Raw genomic sequence first — 24,727 nt, forward strand, 5'->3', positions numbered from 1 at the left:
GTGGGAAGAAGAAGGGCGCCTGCCATGAACGCCCGGTGCTCGATCACGCTTACGAGGCAGAGGGCTTCGTGCGGGTCAGGCCGGCGAGGTGAAAGTCCCGGCCCCAGGCGCGACGGACCAGGGGGGCCTTGCCGGATTGCTGCCATCGGTAGAGCTGGTCGGCCAGCAGCCCGTAGTCAAGGGGCACGGCCTCTCGACGGAGCAACAGGACGATCTCGCGCAGCCGCTGGGCCAGGACTCCCGGTGTCCCGGCGGTCCCGGCTCGGACCAACCGCCGGCGGAGGGGCTCGTTGAGTTCGGCAGGGGGCGTGCGACTGCCGTTGCCTTGGGCACCGGACGCGGCCGGCGGAGTCTTCCCGTTGCCCTGGGTCATCATCAGCTCACGAACGGCCCAGCCGAGCCCGCGCCCTCTTACGTGCATGCCGGTGTCCCGGTGACCCTGCTGGTGCAGAGCCCACAGCGTGAGGCACAGGTGCAGGGACTGCTCCGCGCGGTCGAGGTCAAGGCCGCGGCGCTCACCTTCTCGTAGCTCGGCCAGTTCCTCGATGCCCGTCATTCCCCACAGGTCGGGCACATCCAGGATCGGACGCCCAGCACCGCGCCGAAGCCGGGCCAGCGTGGCCACCGCGGCGGGAGCGTCTTCTCGATAGCCGTGTTGCAGCCTGCGGATGTACCGGTCGGCGGTGGAGCCAACCATGCGGAGAGGGCCGGCCTGACCGGTCGTCTCAGGCTGGGGAGGGGGCGTCGTCACTGGGTAGCTCCAGGAGGTCGTCGCTAGTGGCATTCCGGTCGTGCCGTACCGGAGTCCCGGCGCCGTGCGGCCGCGGCGGGCAGTGCGGAGTTGAGCCGGGCCCGGAACCACAGATCTGCCTGAGTGTCGTCGAGCCAGCGGGTGCCGCCTTCCGGCGTGTCCACGAACCGGCCCTCGGCCGCAGCCGGGCCGGCGGTGTCCAGGAGCCGGCGGCCGAGATCGCGGACGATCTGGTCGACGGTCACCTGCCAGTCGTCCCGGGAACGCAGCGGGTCGCTGCTGAGACGCAGCTCGCCCAGCCACTGGCGGTACGGGCCGTCCAAGGCCGCGTAACCGAGGTCCTTGGCGGTATCTGTCGGCGCTCCGGGGTCCGCGCCGACCGCGCGGGCGAGGTTCCCGGCCAGATGCCCAAGCGCGCGCACGGCATTGTCGGCATCGTCGACCGCGTCCACGGCGGCCCGGCCGTACTCGGGGCGTTCGGCATGCAGAACCACGACGGGCAGGAGTACCGCGTCGTCCACGATCTCGTCGATGACGGATTGCTGGGTCCCGTAGAGGGCACCCACCGTGCGGGTCCGCAGGAGATGCAACCGGGGCAGGAAGTCCTCAACGGCCAGGCGGGACAGCCACTCGATCACCCGTGGCGGCAGAGATCGCTCGGCTCCCTGACGCTGCTCGGCCGCCTCGCGCCCCCGCCCCCGATCACCGAGTAAGGCTGCCAGGCCGCGCCAGGCGGCCCGACCGGGGTCGTGTAGCCGCGGTAGGTAGACGGGACTTTTCCCCAGCTTCTTCTCCTGAGGCTCACTGCGGCGCCAACCCGTCATGGGCTCCCTGTGGTGCATACCGTGCTGCGCAAGGGGATCGCCGTAGGAGAGGACGGCCCCGGTGATGCCGTCGCCCGCGTCGTGCAGTCGCACTCTGCGCGACTGCCAGGTGTACAGGTCTCGAGGGCCACACGGGCGCGGATCGTCCGGGTCCGCCTCGATGGGCGCGGGCCCCAGCGGCGGGCGTCGCCACACCGGCCGATCCTCCGCGTCGGTGCGAAGGAAGTCGTTGTCGGCGCTGATGAGGTTGAGCAGCAGCGTCTCGCGCAGCGTGTTCCCTTCCGCGTAGACGCCGCCGAGATTCCCCGCCCAGCCGACGCCCAGCGGGTATCCCTTGCCGCCCTTGACCCGGGGGTCGCCAACGGCCCCGGATTTGATACCGGAGACGTCGAAAGCGTGGATGTGGACCAGCCAGCGCGCAGCCTCGGCGTAGCTCAGCTTGCCTGGGCCCGGGTGCCTCATGCTGAAGAACGGATCGCCGTTGGGCACGTCGGCCACGATCCGGTTCAGCGGACCCATCTCGCCCTTTTCCGTCCGCAGATCACCGACCTGGTAGAAGGGGTGGTCAGGGTGAAGGAGGTCGAACCGGTCCCGATGCCGGTCGAGGTAGCCGGGTACGGTGGCGAAGGGATCGCCCGACTCCCACAACTCCCCCCAGCCCTCGATATCCGCCGGACCGTCCACCGCATCGTGCAGGATCGCCAACAGCAGGCGCAGCAGCGCGAATTCCTGCGTCGGCACATCGCCGACCAGCCGCCGTACAGACCCCGCCGATACGAAGATCTCCCGTAGGGACAGTTCCTCGCAAGAGCCGTCGAGGCGCTGCACCGGGAGCCACGGCCGGGATACCAGGTCGAAGGAAGACACGGAGTCGATCACCCTTGTATCGCGTGCACCTGCCGGTGTGACCAGCAGGCCGTCGTGTTCGCTGTAGGTGAGGTCGTAGCCTGCCAGCCGGGTCTGACATTTCTCGTCCAGGACGAGGACCAGTTCCCCGGCCAGCCACGGGCACTCCTTGATCTGCCACGTCTCCACGCAGAACTTCTCCAACTCCGCGATGGCACGGTCAGCGCTCCAGGGCTTCGAAAAATGCCAAGGCAGACTCAGTGCGCTCGCCGCTGCAGCTTTGGCAGCCGCGGGCGTCGGCACGGTGTGCTCAGCCAGCTCCAGACCACCGCGCCCGCGATCCAGCCACGGAAGGGTGGTCAACACCCCGTCGCCGCGGCGCTGCACCACCAGGACCTCGATGCTTTCCTCGCTGTCACGCACCTGGGCCCGGCCTGCTCGCGTTTCATCCGCATCCCCCACACCCGCGTCGATCCAGCCGATCACGGGCCGGCCCGCACGTCGCACCGGCCCCAAGCGGTACACATCCGCACTCTCCCGCTTCCCGGCAAGCAACGCCCGATAGCCGGTGCGGTACTCCGCCAGCGCAGACGCCCACTCCGGTGGGCCCACGGGGTCCTCGCCATAGACCGCCTGCACGAGCGGGCTGATGTCCTGCGGCAACCGCAGCGGGTGGCCCGAAAACAGATGAGGGCGAAGAACCGCCAGCGTACGCAACAGCAAGTGCTGGCCCTCGTATACCTGAACCGAACCCTTGCCTGGGCGCGGTGGGTCATGCTGCCAGTCGACCCCCGTCACCAGGCAACGCGGCGAGCGCAGCGCAGCCGGCCTGACGCGGGGATGACGGTGCGTACGCCCCAGGCGCTGAAGGACCAGATCAATCGGCGCCAGATCTGTGACGAGCAGATCGAAGTCGACATCGAGTGACTGCTCGATCACCTGGCTCGCCACTACGACATGCGGCCCACCGGGGCGGTCGCCGTCCCTGCCGAACAACCGCAGCAACTCGGCGTCCTTACGCGCCCGATCAGCGGCCGTGAAACGGGAATGGGCCACGATCACCTTGCCGGCCCCGAAACGCTCACGAAGCCGCTCCGCCGCCTCCTGCACCCGATCGACGGTGTTGCGCACGACAAGCGCACAACCGCCGTCCCGGAGCTCATACTCCAAACGGTCGACCAGAACCCCGAGATCATCGTCCAACGCCTCGACCGTAATCTCGCTGTGCCGGTCGACCGCGGCCGACGGACACGTGAAGGAGACCGCGCCCTCCCGTGAAACGGCCGCCACCACCGGATACGCCTCGCCCGGCACGTTCGTAAGCGCCGCGGCCGCACCCGAGTACGCTGCCGCCAACGCCTGACGCCGACCGGCCGGCAAGGTCGCAGACAACATGATTACCGGCACCCGGAAGGCCCCAAGCCACTCCAGCGCCCGCTCCAGATACGTGCTCATGTAGGCGTCATAGGCATGAACCTCATCGATGATGACGACCTTGCCCGCGAGCGCCAGATGGCGCAGCGCCAAGTGACGACTCTTCAGCGCGGCAAACAACACCTGATCGATCGTCCCCACAGCAAACGACGCCAACAGCCCCTTCTTCCGCCCCCGCAACCACTGGTGCGCGAGCAGGCTGGCCGGGTTCTCCCTGCGCCCTGCACCGGGAGCGCCGATACGCTGCACGCCGTCGTCATCCACCGCGGTAACGGCACGGCCTCCCCTTCGCAGCAAGCCCGCCCAGGTGTCGTTGAGTGCGGCCTTCGCATGAGCCAGGAACACCGACGACGGGCCGTCATCTGGGGGCAGGTGATCGAGCCACGCCAACAGCCGGGTGAACATCGCATCCCCGGTGGCCCTGGTCGGCAGCGCCACCATGCAGCCGCCGGCTCCGCTACGCGCTGCCAGGACCTCCGCTGCTGCGAGTGCTGCCTCGGTCTTGCCGTCCCCCATGGGAGCTTCGATGATCATGAGCCCGGCGGGATCCATCTCCCGCGCGGTTCGCACGGCCTCCTCTTGCACCGGACGCACCGCGGAGCCCTGGGGAAGTGCGAAGCGGGAGCGGAACAGTTCGTCAATCGCCTCCCGCGGTTCGTCCGGCTCCCACGGGGTGGGCAGATCAAGCCCTCGCCACGCCGCCTCCAGGCGCTCCTGGGCACTGCCGAGACCCTCCTCGTCGAGCGAGTAGGGAAACAGTTCGGCGGAACTGGCTATCCAGTCGGCCACGATCACCAACCCTGTCAGAGCCACCTGCGCAGGCTGCGCCAACTTGACGCCACGCCAGCCACTGAGGCGCCTATCGGCTCCCGCGAACCGCGCGCAGGCATCCAGCAACTCGTACTGCACGGCCCTCCACGGACCGGCGGCCGAACCCCCGGTCCGCAACAGGTGAGGACGCAGCTCAAGGTCATGAAGCCTCTGATGGCTGGGCGGTACACCGTGATGTCCACCGACAACGACCGCGAGCTGACCGCTGGCACGGTACGACCACGCATGCTGCTCAAAGAGCCACTCCTGCAGCAGCAGTTGCCCGGCGATCCCGTGGGGCGCGAGCTTGCGATCGTCCCCCAACTGCTGCCGGCTCGGCATATCCAGGCCCTCGTCACGCATGGCCTGAGCCAGGGGTTCGCTTTGACAGGCAAAGGCGGGCGTGGCCTTGCCGATGTCGTGCGACGCCGCCATCCAGACCGCCAGCCGACGCCCGTCCTTCAGGCCCTCGGGCAGTCCTTCAGAGACCAACTCCCTGACGCTGCGAGGCAGCCACCCATCCCACAGTCTTCCGGCGACCCCTCCGGAGTCCCCCATGTGGCGGAAGAGCGGAAGCCAGCCATCGGTCCGGCGATCACTCTTCCCCCAGATCACCCGTGCAGCGGCAGACAGGCCGGAGAAAGCATCGTCAGCGGCTTGGCGACCCCGATTCATCCACGCATTCGATCCCATCAGCCATCACATCGGGCGGTAGAGGCAGAAATTGTTCGAACTTGACCGATCTGGCCGGACCTTGGCTCTGAACACGGTCGTACCCAGCGGGGACGAGGACCGCCCCGCGGGCGCGGGGAGCACGGTGCCGACCACAGGACCATCCACCGGATCGAAGTGCCATTCCCGCGTTTGCGGGAGCACCACTCGGCCGGGTCCCGGTCAGCTTTCGACTGAGGACCATCCCCGCGTTCGCGGGGAGCACCAGCGCGTCTTCACCACGACCCAGTCGGTGATGGGACCATCCCCGCGTTCGCGGGGAGCACGGAATGCAGAGCGTGGACTTCACCAACGCCGGGGGGTCATCCCCGCGTTCGCGGGGAGCACAGGAGGCCGGGGATGGGACGCCCCCAGCAGCCGGGGCCATCCCCGCGTTCGCGGGGAGCACGAGCAGCCGTCCGCCGGGCACCCGCAGCCCACGGGGCCATCCCCGCGTTCGCGGGGAGCACGATTGCCTCATGCGGCCGTAGGGGGGCGCGTAGGGGCCATCCCCGCGTTCGCGGGGAGCACGTACGCCCGCGGTGGCTGTTCACCCAGGCCCGGGGGCCATCCCCGCGTTCGCGGGGAGCACTCGTACCTCCGCACCGACACGGAGGTCGCGCCGGGGCCATCCCCGCGTTCGCGGGGAGCACGTTTCCAGCGCCTTGAGCGACACCCCCGCAGAGGGGCCATCCCCGCGTTCGCGGGGAGCACATGGCCCTCGCCGAATACCGCGACACGTACTGGGGGCCATCCCCGCGTTCGCGGGGAGCACGCTGCGTGGCCTGCAGTTTTTCGTCGATCCTGCTGGGCTCTCAAGCACTTGCGTGGATTAGTGCATATATAGTGTGAATGGCAATTAATCGGGATCAAGTCCCTGGGTGGGGGAAGTTTGCCTTGGCATGATCCGCCTTCTTGCACAGGGGCTCACCCCAAGGCGCCGAGACCGGGCAAGCCGAACGTACCGGCTCCTGCCGCACCCGCGCCCCCGATTCTGCCCCCGAAGCAGCAGGCTAAGGAAGGACGGGAGCTGGCCGGTCCCGTTACTGGTTTGCGGCGTTGATGCGGTCGATGTGCGGCTCTGCAGTGGAGTCCGAGGATGTGGGTTTGGTCGTCGCTGAGGGCGGCGAAGGCGCGAAGCACTGGCTCGGGTGCTCAGCGAGCTGAAGAACTGCGGCGTCGTCGACATCCTGATGCTCGTCTGCGGCGGACTCAAGGGCCTATCAGATGCGGTCGGCGCCGTCCGGCGGGCCGCCGCCCGGCCGCACGGCCTGCGCGGGAGCATCAGCGGCCGACCGGCCCTGCCCGGGCCGATAACCCCCGGGGCAATCCTGAAACGAGGGATCCATCGTGTCCTTGCATGCCCGGAGTTCTTTGCGGGCTGTGCCTCCCCTTCCACGACGGCATCGTCGTAGGCGACGCGTACTTCGCCTCACCAGAACCGGACGCGCCACCGCGGCTGCAGATCACTTTCGCCTCCACCGGCAGCGCGGACAACTACGCCATCCACCGCGACCGGTTAGATCGACGCGGTCGCACTCAGCTTCCTGGACCACGGCACCTTCCACCGACGCGACGAAGCCCACAACACCGCCCCCAGCGACAGGCGGTACGGGACGTATGGCAAGTACCACCGCCCCGGCGGCCACCCTGGGAGGGAGCCGTTACGACCGGGCTGTACGCCGCCTGGAGCGCTCGACCCGGGATCTGGTTCCCCTGGCGCCTGGGCTGCGGCCGAGCACACAAGCCCCCCGGCCTGCTGGCGCACCCGACTCCCGTACAGCAGGCCCCGCGTAGTGCGGCCTGCCGCCGCTGAGTTCCCGCCCTATCCCGTGCACCGCGGTCTCCCGCGCCTCATGCTGAAGGAGTCCACCTCATCTCGACCGATCCCTTCAACGACCTCCACCTTGCCCAGACGTGACGGTTCTCCCACGCCACCTCGCTGGCCCCGGCCGGACGGATCTTCGTACGGCCTGGCCCTTTCCTGTCGATGGTGGGTGGACACTGCACCAGCGCGACGCAGCGACGGCCTACACGATCAGCCCGTGCCTTCGCGTATGGGCCTGCTTCGTTGCCGAGCCCCAGATGGGCGGCGAGGAACTGTGGACTGCCGGCTTGAACACGGTCCCGTTCGGCGAGACGCCCTGGCGGATCACCTTCGAACACTGCCACGCGCGTCGACCTGGCACCTGGCTGGACCGTATCCAGCCCGACTGCAGCCACAACTCGCCATGAATCTGTGCGTGCGTGAGGGCGTTGCGGTACCGGTACTCCGCTTCGCGCTCACCGGCATGAGTGTGCTTCCCAGGCCACTCTCGTTTCTCCGACCCTTGGGTTGGCTGCCGTCATCCCATGTGGAGGGGGTCTCTGTCGGCTCGCTGCTGGCCGAATGCCCCGGGACTCCCCCGGACCACGTCGGCTGTCGGCGGACTGGGAGGCAGCCGGTTAGCATGATGACCAGGGAAAAGTGGCGGTGCCCAGCACTGGGTAGCATCCACTGGGAATCGGTAGTACCCGCCAAACTCGGAAAATCTGCCCACGTCGGCCCCCGCAAGGGTCTCCGGCGTGGGCTTCGGAACGGGCCAAGAGGCGGAGGACGGGGAGCGGCAGTCAGGGAGCCCGCGGACAGGCGCGTGCGCCGGCCGCAGACGACGTACGACCACCGGTCCGCCGACTTCATCGTTCCCCCACGAGCGCGGTCATAGGTGATGAGAGGGCCGTTCGGCCCATGCCGCCCATAACGACGCCGTCAGTATGTTCACGCCTCACCGCACCAGGGGGATCCATGTCCTATCCGACTCCGCCGCAACAGCCCTACCAGCCCTATCCGCCGCCGCCCCCGCCCATGCCGAACGGCGGTGGCCCCCCGCCGTCGGGCAACCGGCGGGCGGTGCAGATCACCGGTGTCGTCGTCGGCGTGTTCGCCGCCTTCGGGATCGGTGCCGCCGTGGGCGCCGCGGCTGCCGGGGGCGACGGCGGGAACGAGGCGAAGCCCGCCGCGACCGTCACCGTCACCGCCGGTCCCGGCGCCAAGGGCGACGGCGGCGGGGACGCGCAGAAGGCCGACGACGCGGCGGAGGACAAGCAGCCGGGCGACGGCAGCTTCACGCTCACCGAGACCGCCGTGTACGACACCGGTATCGAGGTGGTGCTGTCCGGCTTCGAGCGGGCCACCTCCAGCGAGTACGCGGCCCCGGCGAGCACCCCCTACGTGAAGTTCAACCTGAAGATCACCAACGGCTCGGACAAGCGCCTGGACCTCAACGGCCTCCTCGTCGACTGCCAGTACGGCGACCAGGGCCGCAGCGGCGAGCAGATATTCGACGACGGCCTGGACACCCCGACCACCCACCTGCGCCCCGGCCGCTCCATCGACGTCCCCACCGGCTGCGAACTCCCGACGAGCGAGAGCTACGCGCAGATAGAGGTCACCCCGGACTGGGAGTCCGAGACCGCCATCTTCGCGGGCGAGATCGACTGAGCCGCCCCCTACCCTGATCTCCCCATGACCCGCACCGAGTACTACGACGACCCCGCCGCCCCCGAGCCCAACAGCCTCGTCGCCGCCGCCTCCGCCGTGGTGACCGACGACGGTGGCCGCATCCTGCTCCAGCGCCGCCGTGACAACGGCCTGTGGGCGCTGCCCGGCGGCGGGATGGACCTGGGCGACTCGCTGCCCGGGTGCGCGGTGCGGGAGGTGCGGGAGGAGACGGGGCTCGACGTCGAGGTGACGGGGCTCGTCGGCACGTACACCGACCCGCGGCACGTCGTCGCGTACAGCGACGGGGAGGTACGGCGGCAGTTCAACGTCTGCTTCACCGCCCGCGTCGTCGGCGGGACGCTCGCGCTCTCGGAGGAGTCGACGGAGCTGCGGTTCGTCGAGCCGGGTGAGCTGGACGAGCTGCCGATGCACCACACCCAGCGACTCCGGCTGCGCCATTTCCTGGAGCACCGGTCCACGCCTTACCTGGGATAGGTCACCCGATGGGGATGTACAACCGCCTGGGCGCGGACCTGACGTGCCCGCGGTGCGGCGAGCAGTGTGCGGCGGAGATCGAGTTTCGGTTCGGTCTGCTCGACCTCCGCCGGTACGCAGTCGGCGATGCCGTCGACTGGGGCGTGAAGGGGCTGCGCCACCCCAGGACCCGGCCCCCGGACGGCACGTACGCCGGCGAGGGATACGCCGAGTGCCAGTCCTGCCGCAAGGACTACTTCGTGCTCATCCGGGTCGAGGCGGACCGGATCGTCTCGGTCGAGGCGGACCCGGCCAAGCCCGGTCACCTCCCGCCTACTTCGGGGTGATCACCACCGTCACCGTGCGGTTCTTCGCGTCCTCGGGGTACGGGGCCTCTCGCTGGTCCGCGCTTGAGGTCGTGAACGCCGTCAGGGGTTCGCCGCTCGCCGCGCTCAGTTCGCGGGCCGCGATCAGGGCGCGCCACAGCGCCAGCACCGAGCCGCCGCTGCGGGGGGCGTCGGGGACCGTGGCCGCGTGGCCCCGGACGGCGATGCGGGCGTCCAGTCGGGTCAGGTGCCGGCCCAGGGTCGCGAGGCGGGTGGCGCCTTCGGGGGTCAGTTCCGCGCCTTCGGAGAAGACCCCCTCCGCGAAGACCACCTCCACGGAGCCGCCCCGTACCCGCGGGCGGATGCCGGGGGAGCGGAGGGTTGCCGCCAGCGCCTCGGCCGCTTCCTCGCGGCGGGTCTCCTCGCCCGCACGGTCCGCCTCCTGTGCCGCCTGCAGTTCCTTCCGTACGCGCTCCTCGATCTGCCGCTCCGTCGGCGCCGCGCGCTCCGTACCGCCCTGGCGCCCCGGTTCCCCGTCCCCCGTCAGCGCCACCGCGCCCGTCGCCACCACCGCCAGCGCGCAGACCGCCGCGACCAGCGCCGTGCGGGTGCGGTGGCGGGCCAGGGAGGCCCGGGGGCCGTCGGCGGTGAGGCGGGTGATGCGGGAGAGGCCGGCCTGGGCGGCGGGGTGGGCGGGGTGGCGGGTCCGCAGGCGGCGCCAGTAGGTGGCGGCGGCGTCCAGTTCGCCGCGCTGGGCGTGGACGCGGGCGAACAGGTCCAGGACCTCCGGGCGTTCGCCCACCGTGCGGGCGTCCCTGGCCTCCGCCGCGCGCAGGAGGCGCAGCGCCTCGTCCAGGTCGCCCGCCCGCGCCGCCGTACGGACCCGTGCCACCAGCAGGGCCGCCCGCAGCGTGCTCGACGCCGGTGGCGGTGCGTCCCCGGCCGACGCCGGTCCACCGCCACCCGCGGCGGCAGGGCCCCCGCCGCCGCCCGCGGGCGTACCCCCTGGTGACGTGCCGCCCGCCGAGGTGCTTCCCGCCGGGCCGCCGCCGTCCGCCGGGCCGCCGTCCCCCGGCGTACCGGCCGGTCCCCTGCCCGCCGCCGACGTGCTCGTGTCCGCGCTCACCTGACCCCGCCCTCCTTCCTCCCCAGCTCGCTCCCCGCCGCCGCCTCCGGCGGCAGCAGTCGCCGCAGCCGTTCGTTCACGCCCGCGATCGCCCCCCGGTCGCCCGCCGCCATCGCCCTCCTGCCGTCGCGGATCGCCGCGTCCGCCTGGTGGCGCGGGTGCATCACGTCGCGCATCTCCACCAGCGCGTTGAACACCACGAAGTCCCACTCGTCCGTCCGCCGCAGCAGCTCCACCTGGAACTCCTCGGCCCGCTTCACCAGCTTCCGCAGCTCCGCCGGCGTCGCGTCCCCGCCCAGCGCGCTCGCGCGGCCGCGCAGGCCCTCCAGCTCCCTGCGGTCGGCCGGGGTCCCGCCGACCTGCGTGATGATGTCCTCGCACGAGCCGAGCACGTCCCACAGCCGGCGTTCGAGGCCGGGGATCTCGATGGCCTCCTCGATGTCGTCGAGTTCGGCCTCCAGGTCGCGCATCCGCCGGTCGCTCGTCACCGCCGCGCCCGTGTCCACGTCGGCGGCGTCGACCTCCCTGCCGAGCTGCGTGAGCGGGCGGTGCTCCTCCAGCTTCCGCAGCCGGGTCCCGGCCTGTTCCGCGTGCGCGGACTCGGCGTCGTCCTTCAGGCCGCGCAGGCGCTGCTCCAGGTGCCGGAGCCGGCCGGCCAGCTCGTGCTGCTCAGGCGCCAGGAGTTCGGTGCGGTTGATGGTCGCCTCGAACTGCTGCTGCACCAGCGGGATATGGGCGGTGACCAGGGCTTCCCTGCTGCTCGCCTCGATCTCGAACGTCACCTCGACCTCGCTCTCCGCCGGCAGGTCGATCCGCACGTCCCGCGGCCGGATCTCCAACTGCCCGACCCGCGTGTTGCGTTCGGCGCGCGGCCGTTCGCCCTCCAGCAGCGGGATACGGATCACGGCGTCCGGCTCCGAGCGGTGCAGCGGGATCGTGGTGCGGTAGATCTTCGTCACCATGGCCGGCAGCGTCGTGCCCTTGCGGAGCAGCGGGTCGAACGAGCCGTCGGCCCGGCCGATGCCGAGGGTGCCCGTCAGCACCGCCTCGCCGGGCACGACCTTCGCGTGCGTGATCGCCAGGGTGCCGCCGGCGAGCTTCTGCCGGGTGCCCGAGGTGTCGGTCAGCTCGACGGTGAAGCGGGACGTGGCGCCGTCCGTGACCACGACCTCGGTGTAGAAGGTGCCGTCCGGGGAGAGCGCGGTACGGGGGCCGCGGAACGGCGGCTGTCCTTCCGGGTTGGCGAGGACGACGGCGTACCGGGTGAAGTCCACCGCGCCGCCGCTGGTCACCTTGCCCGAGACCGGGATGCCGGTGGTGTCGACGGTCTGCGCCGGGTAGTTCAGCTCCACCGCGAACTCGCCCCGCGCCGCCGCCCGCACCTTCCGCGGCCGCCGTACGGTACGGGCGAACGCCGCGGCACCGCGGGCCACCACCGTCGTCGGGTCCTGGCTGTGGTCCACCTCGATGCCGAGCCCCGTGTGCCGGTCGGTGAGCAGCGCGCGCAGCCCCGGGCTGAGCGTCGAGCCGCCGGCCAGGAGCAGCCGGTCGATGTGGTCGGGGCGCAGCGCGCTCTCGGCCAGCGCCTCCCGGCAGAGCTTGATCGCACGGGTGTAGAAGGGGAGCGCGAGGTCGTCGAGCGCACCCCGGGTCAGGGTGAACTCGAAGTTCACGGTGCCGCCGCCGCCGTCGTCCAGGTCGCAGGCGATGTCGATCTTGCCCATCCGGGACAGCGCGATCTTCGCGTTCTCCGCCTCCGCCTTGAGCTTGGCGTAGTTGCCCAGCCAGCGGCGGTTGCTCCGGCTGAAGTCCGGCAGCCCCAGGTCGCGCCGGACGGCGGGGGCCAGCAGGTCGTCGACGACCGCCCAGTCGATGAGCTTCCCGCCGAGGTACGGGTCGCCCGCGTGCTGGATGAGCTGGAGTTCGCCGTCGCGCTTGCTCATCACGGCGGCGTCGAAGGTGCCGCCGCCGAGGTCGAAGACCATCCAGTGGGCGGAGTCCGAGGTGTCCTGCACGCCGTACGCGATGGCGGCGGCGGTCGGCTCCTGCACCAGCGGGCAGTGCTCGCTGAGCCCGGCCAGGGCGGCGGCCTCGGAGGTGGCGGTGTTCTGGTTGAGGGCGAAGGACGCGGGCACGGTGATCACCGCGACCTCCGGCGCGTACCCCGTCTCGGCCGCGGCGTCCTGCCGCAGCGACTTCAGCACCTCGGCGGACAGCTCCTCGGGGGTGAGCGACACCCCGGCGCGCTCGAACCGGCGCGTCGCCCCCGCCACCCCCATCTCCAGCTTGAACTCGGAGTGGGCGTTGGCCGGGTCGGACTCCGTGCGCTCCTTGGCCCGCCGGCCCACGTGGACGATGTCCTTCTTGGGGATGTAGACGGCGGAGGGGGAGTAGTCCCACTGCTCGTTGTTCTTGACGATGCGTACGCCGCCGTCCTCCGCCACCGCGATCGCGCTGTTCGTGGTGCCGAGGTCGATGCCGTAGTCGATGGTCTCGCTCACTCCGGGGTCTCCTTGGTCGTCTCGTCACCGGGGTCCTGCGGCGGCCGGCCGACGATGACCTGGCCCATCTGGATGCGCCGGCCGCGGAAGTAGACGGACGGCCGTACGGTCTCCAGCACGACCTCGCGGGTCAGCTCGGGGTTCTCCTGGAAGACCAGCGCCTCCAGGGAGAGCCCGGTGTCGAACGGCTCGCCGTCGTGCTCCTGGATCTCCAGGCCGTCGTCGGCGAGCGCCTGGCGGCTGGCGCGGACCTGGAGCCGGACCTGCCGCAGGTCGGCGGGGGAGAGCTTGCCTGCGTCCTGGTCGAGCTTGCGCAGCGCGCGCCAGATGCCGGTGGCCGCGCCCACCAGGGCACCTGCCCCGGCACCCGCCCCGGCGGACGTCGCCCCGGCGGCCCCGGCCGTGCCGGTTCCGGCGGTGTCCGTCCCTGCGGTGTCCGTCGCGGCGTCCGCGGACGAAGCTTCCACCGCGGCCACCGCCAGCGCTTCCGCTGCCTCCACCTCCGCCAGCACCTCCGCGACCCACGCCGCCTGGGCCGGGTCGAGCTGCGGCGGCGGGACGCGGAACTCGGGCGGCTGGCGCCACTGCCCGAGCGCGGCGCCGAGGCGCCCCCTGGCCCGGTGGCGGGCGTGCTGTGTCATCGGAGCCCTTCCTTCGGTGGCGTACGCGTTCACGAGGCGAACATCCCGGCGAGCACGAAGCCGCCGACGATGATGCCCACTGCCCAGGCGGGTCCCGCCGTGATCCCGCCGACGATTCCGCCGATGATCGCCAGCAGCAGGACGACGCACCCCACGCACTCGCTCGGCTTGAGCTGCTGCGCGGCCCCCGCGCCCGTGCGGCCCTGCCGAACGGCCGCCAGGTTCTGGGCGATCTGCGCCTTGTCCCGCCGCGGGGCGATCCGGCTCGCGTGCTCCATCACCTCGATCAGCGTGCTCCGGAACGGTTTCTGCAGGCCCGCCTCGCAGACGCCGAGCGCGACGTTGTTCAGCGCCACGGTGACCGTGTGCGCCATCTCCTCGGACCGCGACTGGGAGACGAACCCCTTCAGCGACTCGAACTCCGCGTACGCGGGCAGCACCTGCTCCTCCAGGGCCGCGAGCGCGTCCTCGTGCTGCTCCGCCTGGTGCCGCTCGCCCGCGGTCCGCAGCGCGTCCTTGAGCCGGTCGACCGCCTGCTCGACGGTGTTCTCGAAGACCTCCGGGAGCGGGGTCGCGAAGACCGGGTACTTCGACCAGCCGGCGCTGACCTCCGCCAGCCGCGGCCGCGCGGACCGGTCGTCGGCGAGTTCGCCGAACGGGGAGAGCAGCAGCCCGGGGACGCCGGCCAGGAAGTCGTCGGGGGAGTAGCCGTCGAGCCGCGGGTCGGCCAGGGCCGTGAGGCGGTGGGCGACGTGGCCGCGCAGGTCGCGGTTGTCCAGCACCGCCGCCCAGGCCGTCGCGGCGGCGCGCCAGGACCCGTTGGGCCCGTCACCCCGCGGGCCGGTGCCGCCGGTCTCCGCCTCGATCGCCTGGCTGTGCACGCGTACGGCCTCGTCGTGCTGTTCGTGCGTCGAGGGGGCGCAGCCGCAGCCGAGGTCGGCGTCCCGCCAGTACCACAGCAGCTCGTCCACGAGCCGGCGCCGCGGGTCCTGGAACTCCTCGAAGGCGTGCCGGACCTCCTCCCTGCGGTACCCGCCCGGCGCGGGCGCGCCCGCGTCTCCCGGCCAGGTCTCCTCGACCGCCAGCCGGGCGTCCAGCCGCTGTCTGTGCCGCCGTACCGCGGGACCCTGGGCGGCCACGGGCAGTCCGGTGACCGCGAAGATGTTCCTGCGGTACAGCCGCAGACCCGCCAGGTCCGCGAAGCGGGCCGGGGACTCCTTCACTGAACGACTCCTCTACGCCAGGTCGTGAGCCGGGTCAGATGCCGCTCCCGCAGGCGGGGCCGGCGGCTGAGGGCTGCTTCGAGTTGGTCGGCCGCGTCGGCCAGGCGGCCGGGGACGCGGGAGAGCGCGATGGCGGTGCGGACGAGTTCGTCGGCGGGCGGGGCCGCCGCGCGCGGTGGCCGGGCCGGCCGCTCCGCGGGCGGCGCCGCCGGCCGGGCCCGGGGCACGGCGCGTTCGGCCACCTCGCGCATCGCCGGCCGCTCCGCCGGGTCGACCCTCAGCATGTCCGCCACCAGCCACTCCAGCGCGTCGTCCGCGTCGTCGTTGAAGTCGCCCGGCGGCCGCAGCGGTTGCTCGAACCGGGCCGGCGAGAACGCCCGCGCCGGGTCGGCCGCGTCGTACGGGAAGCGGTTCGTGAGCAGGTAGTAGACGATCGTGCCCAGCGCCCACACGTCCCCCGCGGCCGAGTAGCCGCGCCCGCGGATGAGGACTTCGGGCGGCATGTACGCGACCGTGCCCTGCGCGCTCGCCGCCCGCGTGACCGGGTCGGTCTCCCGTGCCAGCCCGAAGTCGCCCACCTTGACCCGCAGTCCGGACTCGTCGTACGCGACGAGCACGTTGGCCAGCGACAGGTCCCGGTGCACGACCGGCTGCCGCCGCCCGTGGGCGACGGACAGGCCGTCGGCCACCTGCCGCAGCACGGTGGTGACCTGGGGGACCGGGACGGTGCCGCCATGGCTCCTGACCAGTCGGTGCAGGCTGCCCCCGGCGACGTACTCCATGGTGAAGTAGCCGCGTACGCCGTCCGCCGTGTCCACCGTGCCGGCGTCGAACACCCGGATGATGCTCGGGTGGCCGAGGGTGGAGAGGATGCGCGCCTCGTCGAGCCTGCTGAAGTCGGCGGCGAGCGAGGTGCGGTGCTTGAAGAGCTTGAGCGCCTGCGGGCCGAGCACGTGGTGGCGTACGCGGTACACCTCGGCGAACGCGCCCTCGCCCAGCCTGCGGTCGACCACCAGCCCGTCGTGGATGCGCTGCCCGGGGGTCAGCAGGGGTGCGCGCGCGCCGGTCGCGCCGCCCGTCGTCCGGTATGCCGCCATCGGCAAGTCCCCCCCTCTCCCCCGCCTGCCCGTCCGCGGTCGCGGAGCTTCCCGCGGCCGTGCGGCCGGAGCCCGGTGACCCATCGGAACCGTTGTATCCCGGGGGCCCCGGGACCCCTCCCGCGCAGGGGGGCGGGGAGCGGGACATGGCGCGCGGGGGACCGGCACCGGGCGCGTGGTAGACGCGCGGTTGGACGCCGGTTGGCGGGCGGTTGGCGGGGGTCCCGCTTCGGGGGGATCTGGCCGCTTGCTGCGCGCGCCGGTGCAGGTTCATGACAGCTTCCGGCCTGCCCGGAGGGTGTTTACGCGGGTAGCGTCGCGGGCGTCCTTCCGACCCCGTACAGGACACAGGTGGCTCGCATGACGACCCGGATCACGCTCCCACCCCCGCCCGTCCCCCCGCTGCACGGCTCGGTCGGTCACCGGGGGCGCCTGTGAGCGCGGTGCGGTTCCAACTGCTCGGGCCGCTGAGCATCACCGACGGCGGCGAGACCGTCGTCCTGCACCCCTCCAAGCCGGCCAACCTCCTCGCCGCCCTGCTGCTCAACGCGGGCTCCATCGTCTCCGTCGACTACCTCCAGCGCATGGTCTGGGGCGACGAGCAGCCCGCCACCGCGCGCGCCGCGCTCCAGACCTGCGTGCTGCGGCTGCGGCGGCTCTTCGCCAAGCACGAGGTGGTCGACACCCCCATCGAGGCCGTGCCCGGCGGCTACCGGATCACGGCCGGCGGGCGCTCGCTCGACCTCGTCGAGTTCCGCGAGCGGGTACGGCGCACGCAGGAGCCCGGCCTGTCCGCGGAGTCGGCGATGGGCGCGCTCCAGGGGGCGCTGGCGCTGTGGCAGACCGGGGTGCTGGCCAACGTACGGTCGGAGGCCATCCACCGCGACGAGGTGCCGCGGCTGCTGGAGGAGCGGCTGCGCGTCGTGGAGCGGCTGTGCGACCTGCGGCTGGAGCTGGGGCTGTGCGGCCCGGCGCTGGTGGACCTGTGGAGCGTCACCCGCGCGCACCCCGACCACGGCCGGTTCCGGGAGCAGTTGATCGAGGCGCTGTACCGGACCGGGCGGCAGACGGAGGCGCTTGCGGAGTACCGCGGCTTCAAGGCGTACCTCGCGGACGGCCTCGGCGTCGGTCCCTCGGCCGCGCTGCAGCGCCTTGAGCTGTCGATCCTGCGCGGCGAGGACCTGGGGCCGGCGAGCGAACCGCCCGCCCTGGCGGGGCTCCCGGCCGCGGCACCCGCCGCGCCCGCGCCGGTCCCCGACCCGCCGGGGCTGCCGCCGGTGCCGTGGTTCACCGGGCGGGCGGAGGCGGTCGCGACACTGCGGCGGCGGCTGACCGCGGCAGTGGACGGGCCGGGTACGCCGGTGGCGGAACTGGTCTGCGGTGGGCCCGGGATCGGCAAGACCGCCCTCGCCCAGCAGGTGGCGCACCTCGTACGCGACGACTTCCCCGGCGGCAGGACGCTGGTGCCCATGGCTGCGCCCGACGGCTCGCCGCGCGCCGCCGCCGAGGTCGTCGACGAAATCGCCGCGCGGCTGGGCACGCCGGACGCCGGCTCGGGACCGCGGGCGCTGCTGATCCTGGACGACGTGGTCGACGCGGCGCAGGCCCGCGACGTGCTGGCCGCGGTGCCCGGGCACGGGGTACTGCTCACCAGCCGGCTGGGGCTCGCCGGGCTGGTCGCCACCCACGGCGTACGGGTCCACCGGCTCGGCCCGCTGGCCGGGGCGGAGGCACGGGAGTTGCTGACGGCGGTGCTGGGCGCGGAGCGGGTGGCGGACGAGCCGAGCGGCGCGGAGGAACTGGCCGCGGTGTGCGGCCACCACCCGCTGGCACTGGTCATCGCCGCCGCCCGGCTGGGCACCCGGCCCGCGCTGCGGCTGGGCGACTGCGCCCGCTGGCTGGCCGAAGAACCGCTGGGCCGGCTGTCGCTCACCGGCCACCCGCGGATGTCGGTGGTGGAGCTCTTCGACGCGGCCCTGGACCGGCTCGACCCGGACCTGGCGGCGGCGTACGTCGCGCTCAGCGCGCTCGACGCACCCGGCTGGCACGCCGCGGACGGCGCGGCCGTGCTGGGGCTGCCGGCGGCGGAGTGCGAGGCGTTGCTCGAACGGCTCGCGGACGCGGGGCTGGTGGAGGACGGGCCGCCGGGCCCGTACCACCCGCATCCGCTGCTGCGGCTGCACGCGCGGCTGGTGGCGGCGCGGGCCGGCGAGGACGAGGCGGCGGCCGGGGCCGGTACGTCCGGCGGCGCCGGTGCGCCGAGCGGCGTCGGCGCGTTCAGCCGGGCCGGTGCGGCCGGTGCGGCCGGCCAGGCCGGTCAGCCGGGCCGGACCGGTCCGCCGAGTCAGTCCGGCCCCCCGGGTCCCTCCGGTCAGCCGGGCCAGGGCAGCCGGGTGGGCCACGCCCCCCAGTCCGGCCCCGCCGGCAGGTCGGCGCAGTCGGGGCCGACCGGCTTCGCCAACTCGCCCAGCCAGCCCAGTCGGTCGACGCAGTCGAACCGGACCAGTCAGCCGAGACAGAAGGTGTGAGAGGGATGCCACGAGCGTTCGACGACCTCGCCGGGATGCGGCCCAGGCTGCGCCGGGACGTGCTGTTCACCCAGACCCCCGGAGGCGTGCTGTTCCACAACGCCGACGGCGGCTTCCACCTGGCAGGACGCACGGCGTACCGCTTCGCCTCCCTGATCGTGCCGCACCTCGACGGCAGCCGGCCCCTCACCGACATCTGCGCCGGACTCGGCGCGCCCCAGCGGGCGATGGTCGCGGAGCTGGTCGGCTCGCTGGTGGAGCGGGACTTCGCCCGCGATGCCGCACCGGCCGTCGAGCCGGGTCCGCCGGCGGCGGTCGCGGAGCGGTTCGCGGCGCAGATCGCGTACGTCGACCACTACGTGGACGAGGCCGCGGCCCGCTTCGCCCGCTTCCGCGGCACCCGGGTGGCGGTCCTCGGCACGGGCGAGGCCGCGCGCTGGTGCGTGCTGGGGCTGATACGCAACGGGCTCGCCGTGGTCGCCGCCGAGGAGCGGCCGGAGGCGGCGCTCGCCGAGGCCGACGAGCTGACCGCCGCCGGCACCCCGGCCGCGCTCGACGCCGTCGACGCCGGCGCGCTCGGCTCGTACGAGGTGATCGTCGTGACCGGCGCCGACGCGCCCGCCCGCACCCACGCGCTGCTGCGTGCCGGCCTCGCCGAGGGCCAGCTCCTCATCCCCGCCTGGACGTTCGGCGACCGCGTCGTGGTCGGCCCCCGCTCCGGCGGGCTGACCGCCGGCTGCCTCGGCTGCGCCCTGCTGCGCCTCGGCGACACCACGGACCCGGCTGCCGCCGCGGCGCTGCTGGCGGAGCTGGCGGGGGTCGCCGAGCCCGCCGCGGTGCCGGCGGGCGGTGCGCTGGCCGGGCCGGTCGCGGCGATGGTCGGCAACCTGCTCGCGTACGAGATCTTCCGCACCGTCACCGGCGCGCTGCCCGCGGAGACCGAGGGCCAGGTGCTCATCCAGGACCTGGACTCCCTCGACGTCGTCGCCGAGCCGCTGCGCCCGCACCCGCGCTGCCCGCGGTGCGCGGGACCGGCCGCAGGCCCCGGCGCGGACGGCTCCGAGCTGCGCCCCGAGGAGCTGACGGTCGCGGAGCCGGTGACGGTGGAGACGGCCCGCGAGGCGGAGGAACTGGTCGCCGGGCTCAACCGGCTCGGGGACGCCCTCATCCGGCCGCACGTCGGCGTCTTCACCCGCTACCGCGACGAGGAGCTGACGCAGACCCCGCTGAAGGTCAGCCGCATCGAGGTGCCGCTGGGCGGCGGCACGCGGCTGGTGTCGGCGTTCGACGTGCACCACCTGGCGGGTGCCCGCGGGCGGGGGCTGCGCGCGGCGGCGGCGCTGTACGCGGAGCACGCCGCGCCCGTACGGCCGCTGCCCGAACTCCCCGCGAAGCTGCGGCGGCTGGGGCCCGGGGCGCTGGTCGCCGCCGGCGGCACGGGGGTCACGGCGGACGGGGTGACGGCGTGGGCGCGGGTCACGTCGCTGCTGACGAAGGACGAAGTCGCCGTGCCCGCGGCGGCGTTGTGCCCCTCCGGAGCGGCGAACCGGGACGGCCTGGTGCTGCGCGGTTCGTGGGGAACAGGTGCGGGGGAGTGCGTGGGCGAGGCGGCGGGGCACGCGCTGCTGTCGGCGCTGGCGCACGAGGCGTTGCTGCGCGCGGCTCGGGGTGGTCACGGGGCTACCCCGGTCCGCGCGCAGCCAACGTCGGACGACGCGGAGTGGGTGTTCCTGACCCGGTCGGCGGAGACCCTGGGCGTGCCGGTCGAGTTGCTGGACCTGGGGGAGCAGGAGCGCAGCGGGGTGTCGGTGGCGCTGGCCCGGGAGCCGGGGGTGGGCGCGCGCTGGGCGGTGGGGGCGTCGCTGACGCCCGCGGGGGCGGCGGTCGCGGCGCTGCGGGACCTGCTGGGGCAGGTGCAGTTGGCGGCGGAGACGGGTGCGGCGCCGGACACGGGTGACGAGTTGCTGCCTGACCTGGCTCCGGGGGCGATACAGCCGTCCGGCGGGGAAGCCGGGGACGCCGGGGACGCGGGTCCTGTGACGTTCCCGATGGTCCTGGACCGCCTCCGGGCCGCGGGCCGCGACGTGCTGTGGCGGGACACCACCCCGGCCGACCTGCGGTCGGCCGGCCTGTACACCGCCCGGGTGCTGCTGACCACGGAGCCCGCCGGTGCAGACGACTGAGGCGTGGACCGCGGGGTGCGGGGACGTGGCCGCGGACCTGGCTGCCCACCTGGCAACGCTGCTGCCCACGCCTCCCAGGGTGGACGTGGCCCCGCTGGGGCTGACGAACGCCTTCGCGGAGCCGGTGGCCGGTGAGAGCGGTGCCGATGGCGGTGAGCCGCCGGGCCGTGGGGCCGCGCCGTCCGCCCACGGCAGCCCCGCCGCCTCGGCGGAGCCGCGGGCGCGCGCTGCCGGCAGCGGTTCGCGTACTCCCGGCTCCGCGGACGCGGTGCCCGTACGGATCTACGGGCGGCACGCCATCGTCGGGCCGCTTGCCGGTCCGGGGCGGCGCGGGTGCGTGCGGTGTCTGGAGCGGCGGTGGCAGGCCGCGCGCTCGCGGCAACTGCGGGAGGCCGTCGAACTCGGTGGTGACACCGGGGCCGCCGGGCTGCCCCCGCACTGGGGGCCGTTCGCCGCCGAGGCGCTCGCCGGAGTCGTGGCCGGGGCCGTCTCCGCGGCCCGCCGTGAGACCTCCGCCGGCCGGGACACGGCCGACGGCCGCAGTGCCAACGGCCCCCGCGGCACCGGCGATCCCCGCCCCGCCCCCTTCCCCCACGTCCACCAGCTCGACCTCGGCGACCTCACCGTCCGCCGCTACCCCCTCGTCCCCGACCCCGAGTGCCCCGGCTGCGGGCCCGGCGAGCGCGACTCCGCCGACGCCGCCGTCCTCGACTTCGCCCCGTCCCCCAAGTACCGCCCCGGCGCCTTCCGCACCCGCGCGCTCGCGGACTACGACCTGCCGGTCGCCGCCTTCGCCAACCCCGTCTGCGGCGCCCTCGGACCCACCGTCGTACTCGACGTGTCGTCCACCTCCACCTCGGCGACCATCGGCTGCTTCTCCCTCCGCTCCGGCGACTACCTCCGCGAGACCTTCTGGGGCGGCCACGCCGACACCTTCCGCGACAGCCTGCGCATCGGCGTCCTGGAGGGCCTGGAGCGCTACGCCGGCATGCGCCCCCGCGCCCGCGCGACCACCGTGCGGGCCAGCCTCGACCAGCTCACCGCCGCCGGCCGGCCCGCCCTCGACGCCCGCCGATGCGGGCTCTACGCCCCCGAGTTCCACTCCGCGACCGGCATCGCCCCGTTCACGCCCGGGCGCGAGGTCTCCTGGGTCTGGGGGCACTCCCTCACCGAGGGCCGCCCCCTGCTCGTGCCCGAGGTGCTGACGTACTACCACACCCCCGGCCTCGCCGACCGCTTCGTGCAGGAGAGCTCCAACGGCTGCGCCTCCGGCGGCTCCGCCGCCGAGGCCGTCTACTACGGGCTCATGGAGGTCGTCGAGCGCGACGCCTTCCTCCTCGCCTGGTACGGGCGGCAGCCCCTGACCGAGCTGGACCCCGCCTCCGCCACCCGCCCCGCCACCCGGCAGATGGTCGCGCGGCTGGAGATGTACGGCTACCGCGCCCGGTTCTTCGACGCCGCGCTCACCTTCCCCATCCCCGTCGTCACCGGCGTCGCCGAGCGCTACGACGGCGGTGCAGGACGGATGTGCTTCGGCGCCGGCGCCGGGCTCGACCCCGAGGCGGCGCTCGCCTCCGCGCTGGACGAGATCGCCACCGACGCCGTCAACCTCGCGGGCCGCACGGAGCGCGAGGAGGTCCGGCTGAAGGCGATGGCCGCCGACTTCGGCCAGGTCGCCGCACTCCACGACCACCCGCTCGTCTACGGGCTGCCCGAGATGGCCCGGCACGCCGACTTCCTCCTGAAGACCGGCCGGCCGCCCGTGCCGCTGCACGAGCGCTACGGCGCCCGCACGCTGCCCGTCTCCGACGACCTCGCCGCCGACGCCGCCGCCTGCGTGGCGGCGGTCGCCGAGGCCGGGTTCGAGGTGATCGTCGTCGACCAGACCCTGCCCGAGCAGCGGGAGCGGGGGCTGTGGACGGTCAGCGTGCTCGTACCCGGGCTGCTGCCCATCGACTTCGGCTGGTCCCGGCAGCGGGCGCTGCGCATGCCCCGGCTGCGTACGGGGCTGCGCGAGGCCGGCCTGCGCGACCACGACCTCACCGACGCCGAGCTGAACCCCGCACCGCACCCGTTCCCCTGACCGGTCGGAAGAGCCCGACGAACCGCCGAAGCCACCACCCGGAGAAGGAGCAGACGATGGGATACGCCCACGGATACGCGACCGCGATCATGCATCGCGGCCGGGTGCCGATGGAGCCGGTGGACTTCGTGCCCGACTGGGCGGACGGTCCCCGCAAGACCAAGCACTACCCCGGCACCGACCGGCTGCCGCTGCCGGCCGGGCCCGCGTACCCGGCGTACGCCACCGTCGAGCGCGGGCTGCTGACCCCCGCGGGCGGCGGCGGGCCCGCGTTCGACCTCGGGCTGCTCGCGGGGCTGCTCCGGGACTCGTACGGGCTGGTGGGCAGGCGCCTCGGCGTGCAGGCCAACACGGACCTCAACGCCCTGCCGTTCTACCCGCTCGCCAACTGGTCCCGCGGCACCGCCTCCGGCGGCGGCCTCTACCCCGTCTCCGTCTACTGGGTCAGCGGCCCCTCCGCGCCCGTACCGCCCGGCGTGCACCACTACGCGCCCCGCCACCACGCGCTGCGCCGGCTGCTGACCGGCGACGTCAGCGGCGTGGTGCGCGAAGCGCTGGGGGAGGGGGCGCCGGGCCCGGACACGGACCAGTACCTGGTGCTCGGCGTGAAGTACTGGCAGAACTCCTTCAAGTACAACAGCTTCTCCTTCCACGCCGTGAGCATGGACGTGGGCGCGCTGCTGGGCACCTGGCGGACGTGGGCGGGGGCACGGGGGACGGCGCTGGAGCCCGCGCTCTGGTTCGACGAGGAGCGGCTGGCGCGGCTGCTCGGGGTGGACGGCGACGAGGAGGGCATCTTCGCCGTCGTCCCGCTGCCCTGGGCGGGGTACGGGGTCGCCGCGCGACCCGGCGCCGGCGCCCCCGCCGCGCCGCTGCCCGCCCCGCCGCCCGAGGTCTCCGTCCGCCACCGCGACCGCGAACGCTCCCGTACCGTCCTCGACTTCGAGGCCCTCACCGCCATGCAGCGCGCCACCGCCGCCGGCGCCACCGCCCGCCCCGCCCCCGGCGCGCTCGCCCCCGCCGCGGCCGCCGCACCCGGCCAGGAGCGGGCCGAGACCCCGTTGCCCCGGCGGGCGCCGCTGGCCCGGGACGTACGCGGGGCGCTGCGCGCGCGGCGCAGCAGCTTCGGCCGGTTCGCGGCCGAACGGCCGCTGGACGGCGCCCATCTGACGTCCTGCCTGGCCGCCGCCGCGGGCGGCTCCCGGCTCGGCGGGGACGCGGCGGCCGCGGGCGCGGACGGTCTCGTCAAGATGTACGCGCTGGTCAACCACGTGGCCGGGGTGGAGCCGGGCACGTACGAGTACGTGCCGGACGGCGACCCCGGCGCGCTGCGGTGCGTCTCGGCGGAGCCGCCGGGCGCGTTCCTCCAGGACAACTACTTCCTCGCCAACTACAACCTGGAGCAGGCCGCCGCGGTCCTCGTGCCCACGATCCGCACCCACAGCGTGCTGGACGCGGTGGGCGACCGCGGCTACCGCCTGGTCAACGCGCTGATCGGCGGCGTCGCCCAGGCCACGTACACCGCGGCGGCGGCGCTGGACGTCGGCTGCGGGGTGGCGCTGGGCTTCGACAACATCGCCTACCGCGAGCGGTTCGGGCTGCTGGAGACGGACGAGATGCCGCTGCTGATCATGATGCTGGGCCACGAGCGGCGCGGCGCGTCCGACTTCCGCTTCGAGATCGCCTGA

At 73.4% G+C, this 24,727-nt stretch carries 14 protein-coding genes, 1 pseudogene and 1 CRISPR repeat array; of the genes and pseudogenes, 8 read left to right on the forward strand and 7 right to left on the reverse strand.

Annotated features, from left to right (window positions below):
* Nucleotides 1–49: 49 nt before the first annotated feature.
* Both casB and casA read right to left on the reverse strand, forming a co-directional pair.
* Nucleotides 50–697 (reverse strand): type I-E CRISPR-associated protein Cse2/CasB, encoded by a 648-nt coding sequence (gene casB, locus ACFYVJ_RS12505; protein ID WP_388889664.1) that lies wholly within the window; start codon nt 695–697, stop codon nt 50–52.
* A 77-nt stretch (nt 698–774) separates the two neighbouring features.
* A complete protein-coding gene (gene casA, locus ACFYVJ_RS12510) occupies nt 775–5,340 on the reverse strand; it encodes a type I-E CRISPR-associated protein Cse1/CasA (protein ID WP_388889915.1) in 4,566 nt (1,521 codons plus the stop codon).
* Between the two features lie 173 nt (nt 5,341–5,513).
* A CRISPR array of direct repeats spans nt 5,514–6,151; the repeat unit is 29 nt; unit sequence GGGGCCATCCCCGCGTTCGCGGGGAGCAC.
* 350 nt (nt 6,152–6,501) lie between these two features.
* Here casA and ACFYVJ_RS12515 point away from each other — a divergent pair.
* The 4 genes and pseudogenes from ACFYVJ_RS12515 to ACFYVJ_RS12530 form a co-directional block, all read left to right on the forward strand.
* A pseudogene (locus ACFYVJ_RS12515) lies at nt 6,502–6,620 on the forward strand (transposase); the annotation flags it as partial.
* Between the two features lie 1,541 nt (nt 6,621–8,161).
* Nucleotides 8,162–8,857: a hypothetical protein gene (locus ACFYVJ_RS12520; RefSeq protein WP_388889666.1), complete on the forward strand. Its 696-nt coding sequence runs from the start codon at nt 8,162–8,164 to the stop codon at nt 8,855–8,857.
* A 24-nt stretch (nt 8,858–8,881) separates the two neighbouring features.
* Complete coding sequence (locus tag ACFYVJ_RS12525) at nt 8,882–9,352, forward strand: NUDIX hydrolase (RefSeq protein ID WP_388889669.1); 471 nt, start codon at nt 8,882–8,884, stop codon at nt 9,350–9,352.
* A gap of 8 nt (nt 9,353–9,360) precedes the next feature.
* Nucleotides 9,361–9,678 carry a hypothetical protein gene (locus ACFYVJ_RS12530; protein ID WP_388889671.1) on the forward strand — a complete coding sequence of 106 codons (318 nt, stop codon included), beginning with the start codon at nt 9,361–9,363 and terminating at the stop codon, nt 9,676–9,678.
* Here the strand turns inward: ACFYVJ_RS12530 and ACFYVJ_RS12535 are convergent.
* Genes ACFYVJ_RS12535 through ACFYVJ_RS12555 form a run of 5 tightly spaced genes read right to left on the reverse strand, consistent with a single transcriptional unit; the run spans nt 9,665 to nt 16,245 of the window.
* A complete protein-coding gene (locus ACFYVJ_RS12535; RefSeq protein ID WP_388889674.1) occupies nt 9,665–10,783 on the reverse strand; it encodes a hypothetical protein in 1,119 nt (372 codons plus the stop codon). The genes ACFYVJ_RS12530 and ACFYVJ_RS12535 overlap by 14 nt on opposite strands.
* Nucleotides 10,780–13,284, reverse strand: a complete 2,505-nt coding sequence (locus tag ACFYVJ_RS12540; RefSeq protein WP_388889677.1) for an Hsp70 family protein — start codon at nt 13,282–13,284, stop codon at nt 10,780–10,782. Before ACFYVJ_RS12540 ends, ACFYVJ_RS12535 begins: the two co-directional genes overlap by 4 nt.
* Entirely contained in the window at nt 13,281–13,925 is a 645-nt protein-coding gene (locus tag ACFYVJ_RS12545) for a hypothetical protein (RefSeq protein ID WP_388889680.1), read from the reverse strand. Before ACFYVJ_RS12545 ends, ACFYVJ_RS12540 begins: the two co-directional genes overlap by 4 nt.
* Nucleotides 13,926–13,954: 29 nt before the next feature.
* On the reverse strand, nt 13,955–15,148 hold the full coding sequence (locus ACFYVJ_RS12550; protein WP_388889683.1) for a hypothetical protein: 1,194 nt from the start codon (nt 15,146–15,148) through the stop codon (nt 13,955–13,957).
* On the reverse strand, nt 15,145–16,245 hold the full coding sequence (locus tag ACFYVJ_RS12555) for a serine/threonine-protein kinase (RefSeq protein ID WP_388889686.1): 1,101 nt from the start codon (nt 16,243–16,245) through the stop codon (nt 15,145–15,147). Before ACFYVJ_RS12555 ends, ACFYVJ_RS12550 begins: the two co-directional genes overlap by 4 nt.
* A 443-nt stretch (nt 16,246–16,688) precedes the next feature.
* Here ACFYVJ_RS12555 and ACFYVJ_RS12560 point away from each other — a divergent pair, with 443 nt between their 5' ends.
* From ACFYVJ_RS12560 to ACFYVJ_RS12575, 4 genes are read left to right on the forward strand one after another with little or no spacing between them, the layout of a single operon-like run.
* Nucleotides 16,689–18,773, forward strand: a complete 2,085-nt coding sequence (locus ACFYVJ_RS12560; RefSeq protein WP_388889917.1) for a BTAD domain-containing putative transcriptional regulator — start codon at nt 16,689–16,691, stop codon at nt 18,771–18,773.
* 5 nt (nt 18,774–18,778) lie between these two features.
* Nucleotides 18,779–20,956 (forward strand): TOMM precursor leader peptide-binding protein, encoded by a 2,178-nt coding sequence (locus ACFYVJ_RS12565; protein ID WP_388889688.1) that lies wholly within the window; start codon nt 18,779–18,781, stop codon nt 20,954–20,956.
* Entirely contained in the window at nt 20,943–23,039 is a 2,097-nt protein-coding gene (locus tag ACFYVJ_RS12570) for a TOMM precursor leader peptide-binding protein (protein ID WP_388889690.1), read from the forward strand. Before ACFYVJ_RS12565 ends, ACFYVJ_RS12570 begins: the two co-directional genes overlap by 14 nt.
* Before the next feature lie 56 nt (nt 23,040–23,095).
* Entirely contained in the window at nt 23,096–24,727 is a 1,632-nt protein-coding gene (locus tag ACFYVJ_RS12575) for a nitroreductase family protein (RefSeq protein WP_388889693.1), read from the forward strand.

It is taken from the genome of Streptomyces sp. NPDC004134 (genome assembly GCF_042874195.1).
Taxonomy (GTDB): domain Bacteria; phylum Actinomycetota; class Actinomycetes; order Streptomycetales; family Streptomycetaceae; genus Streptomyces.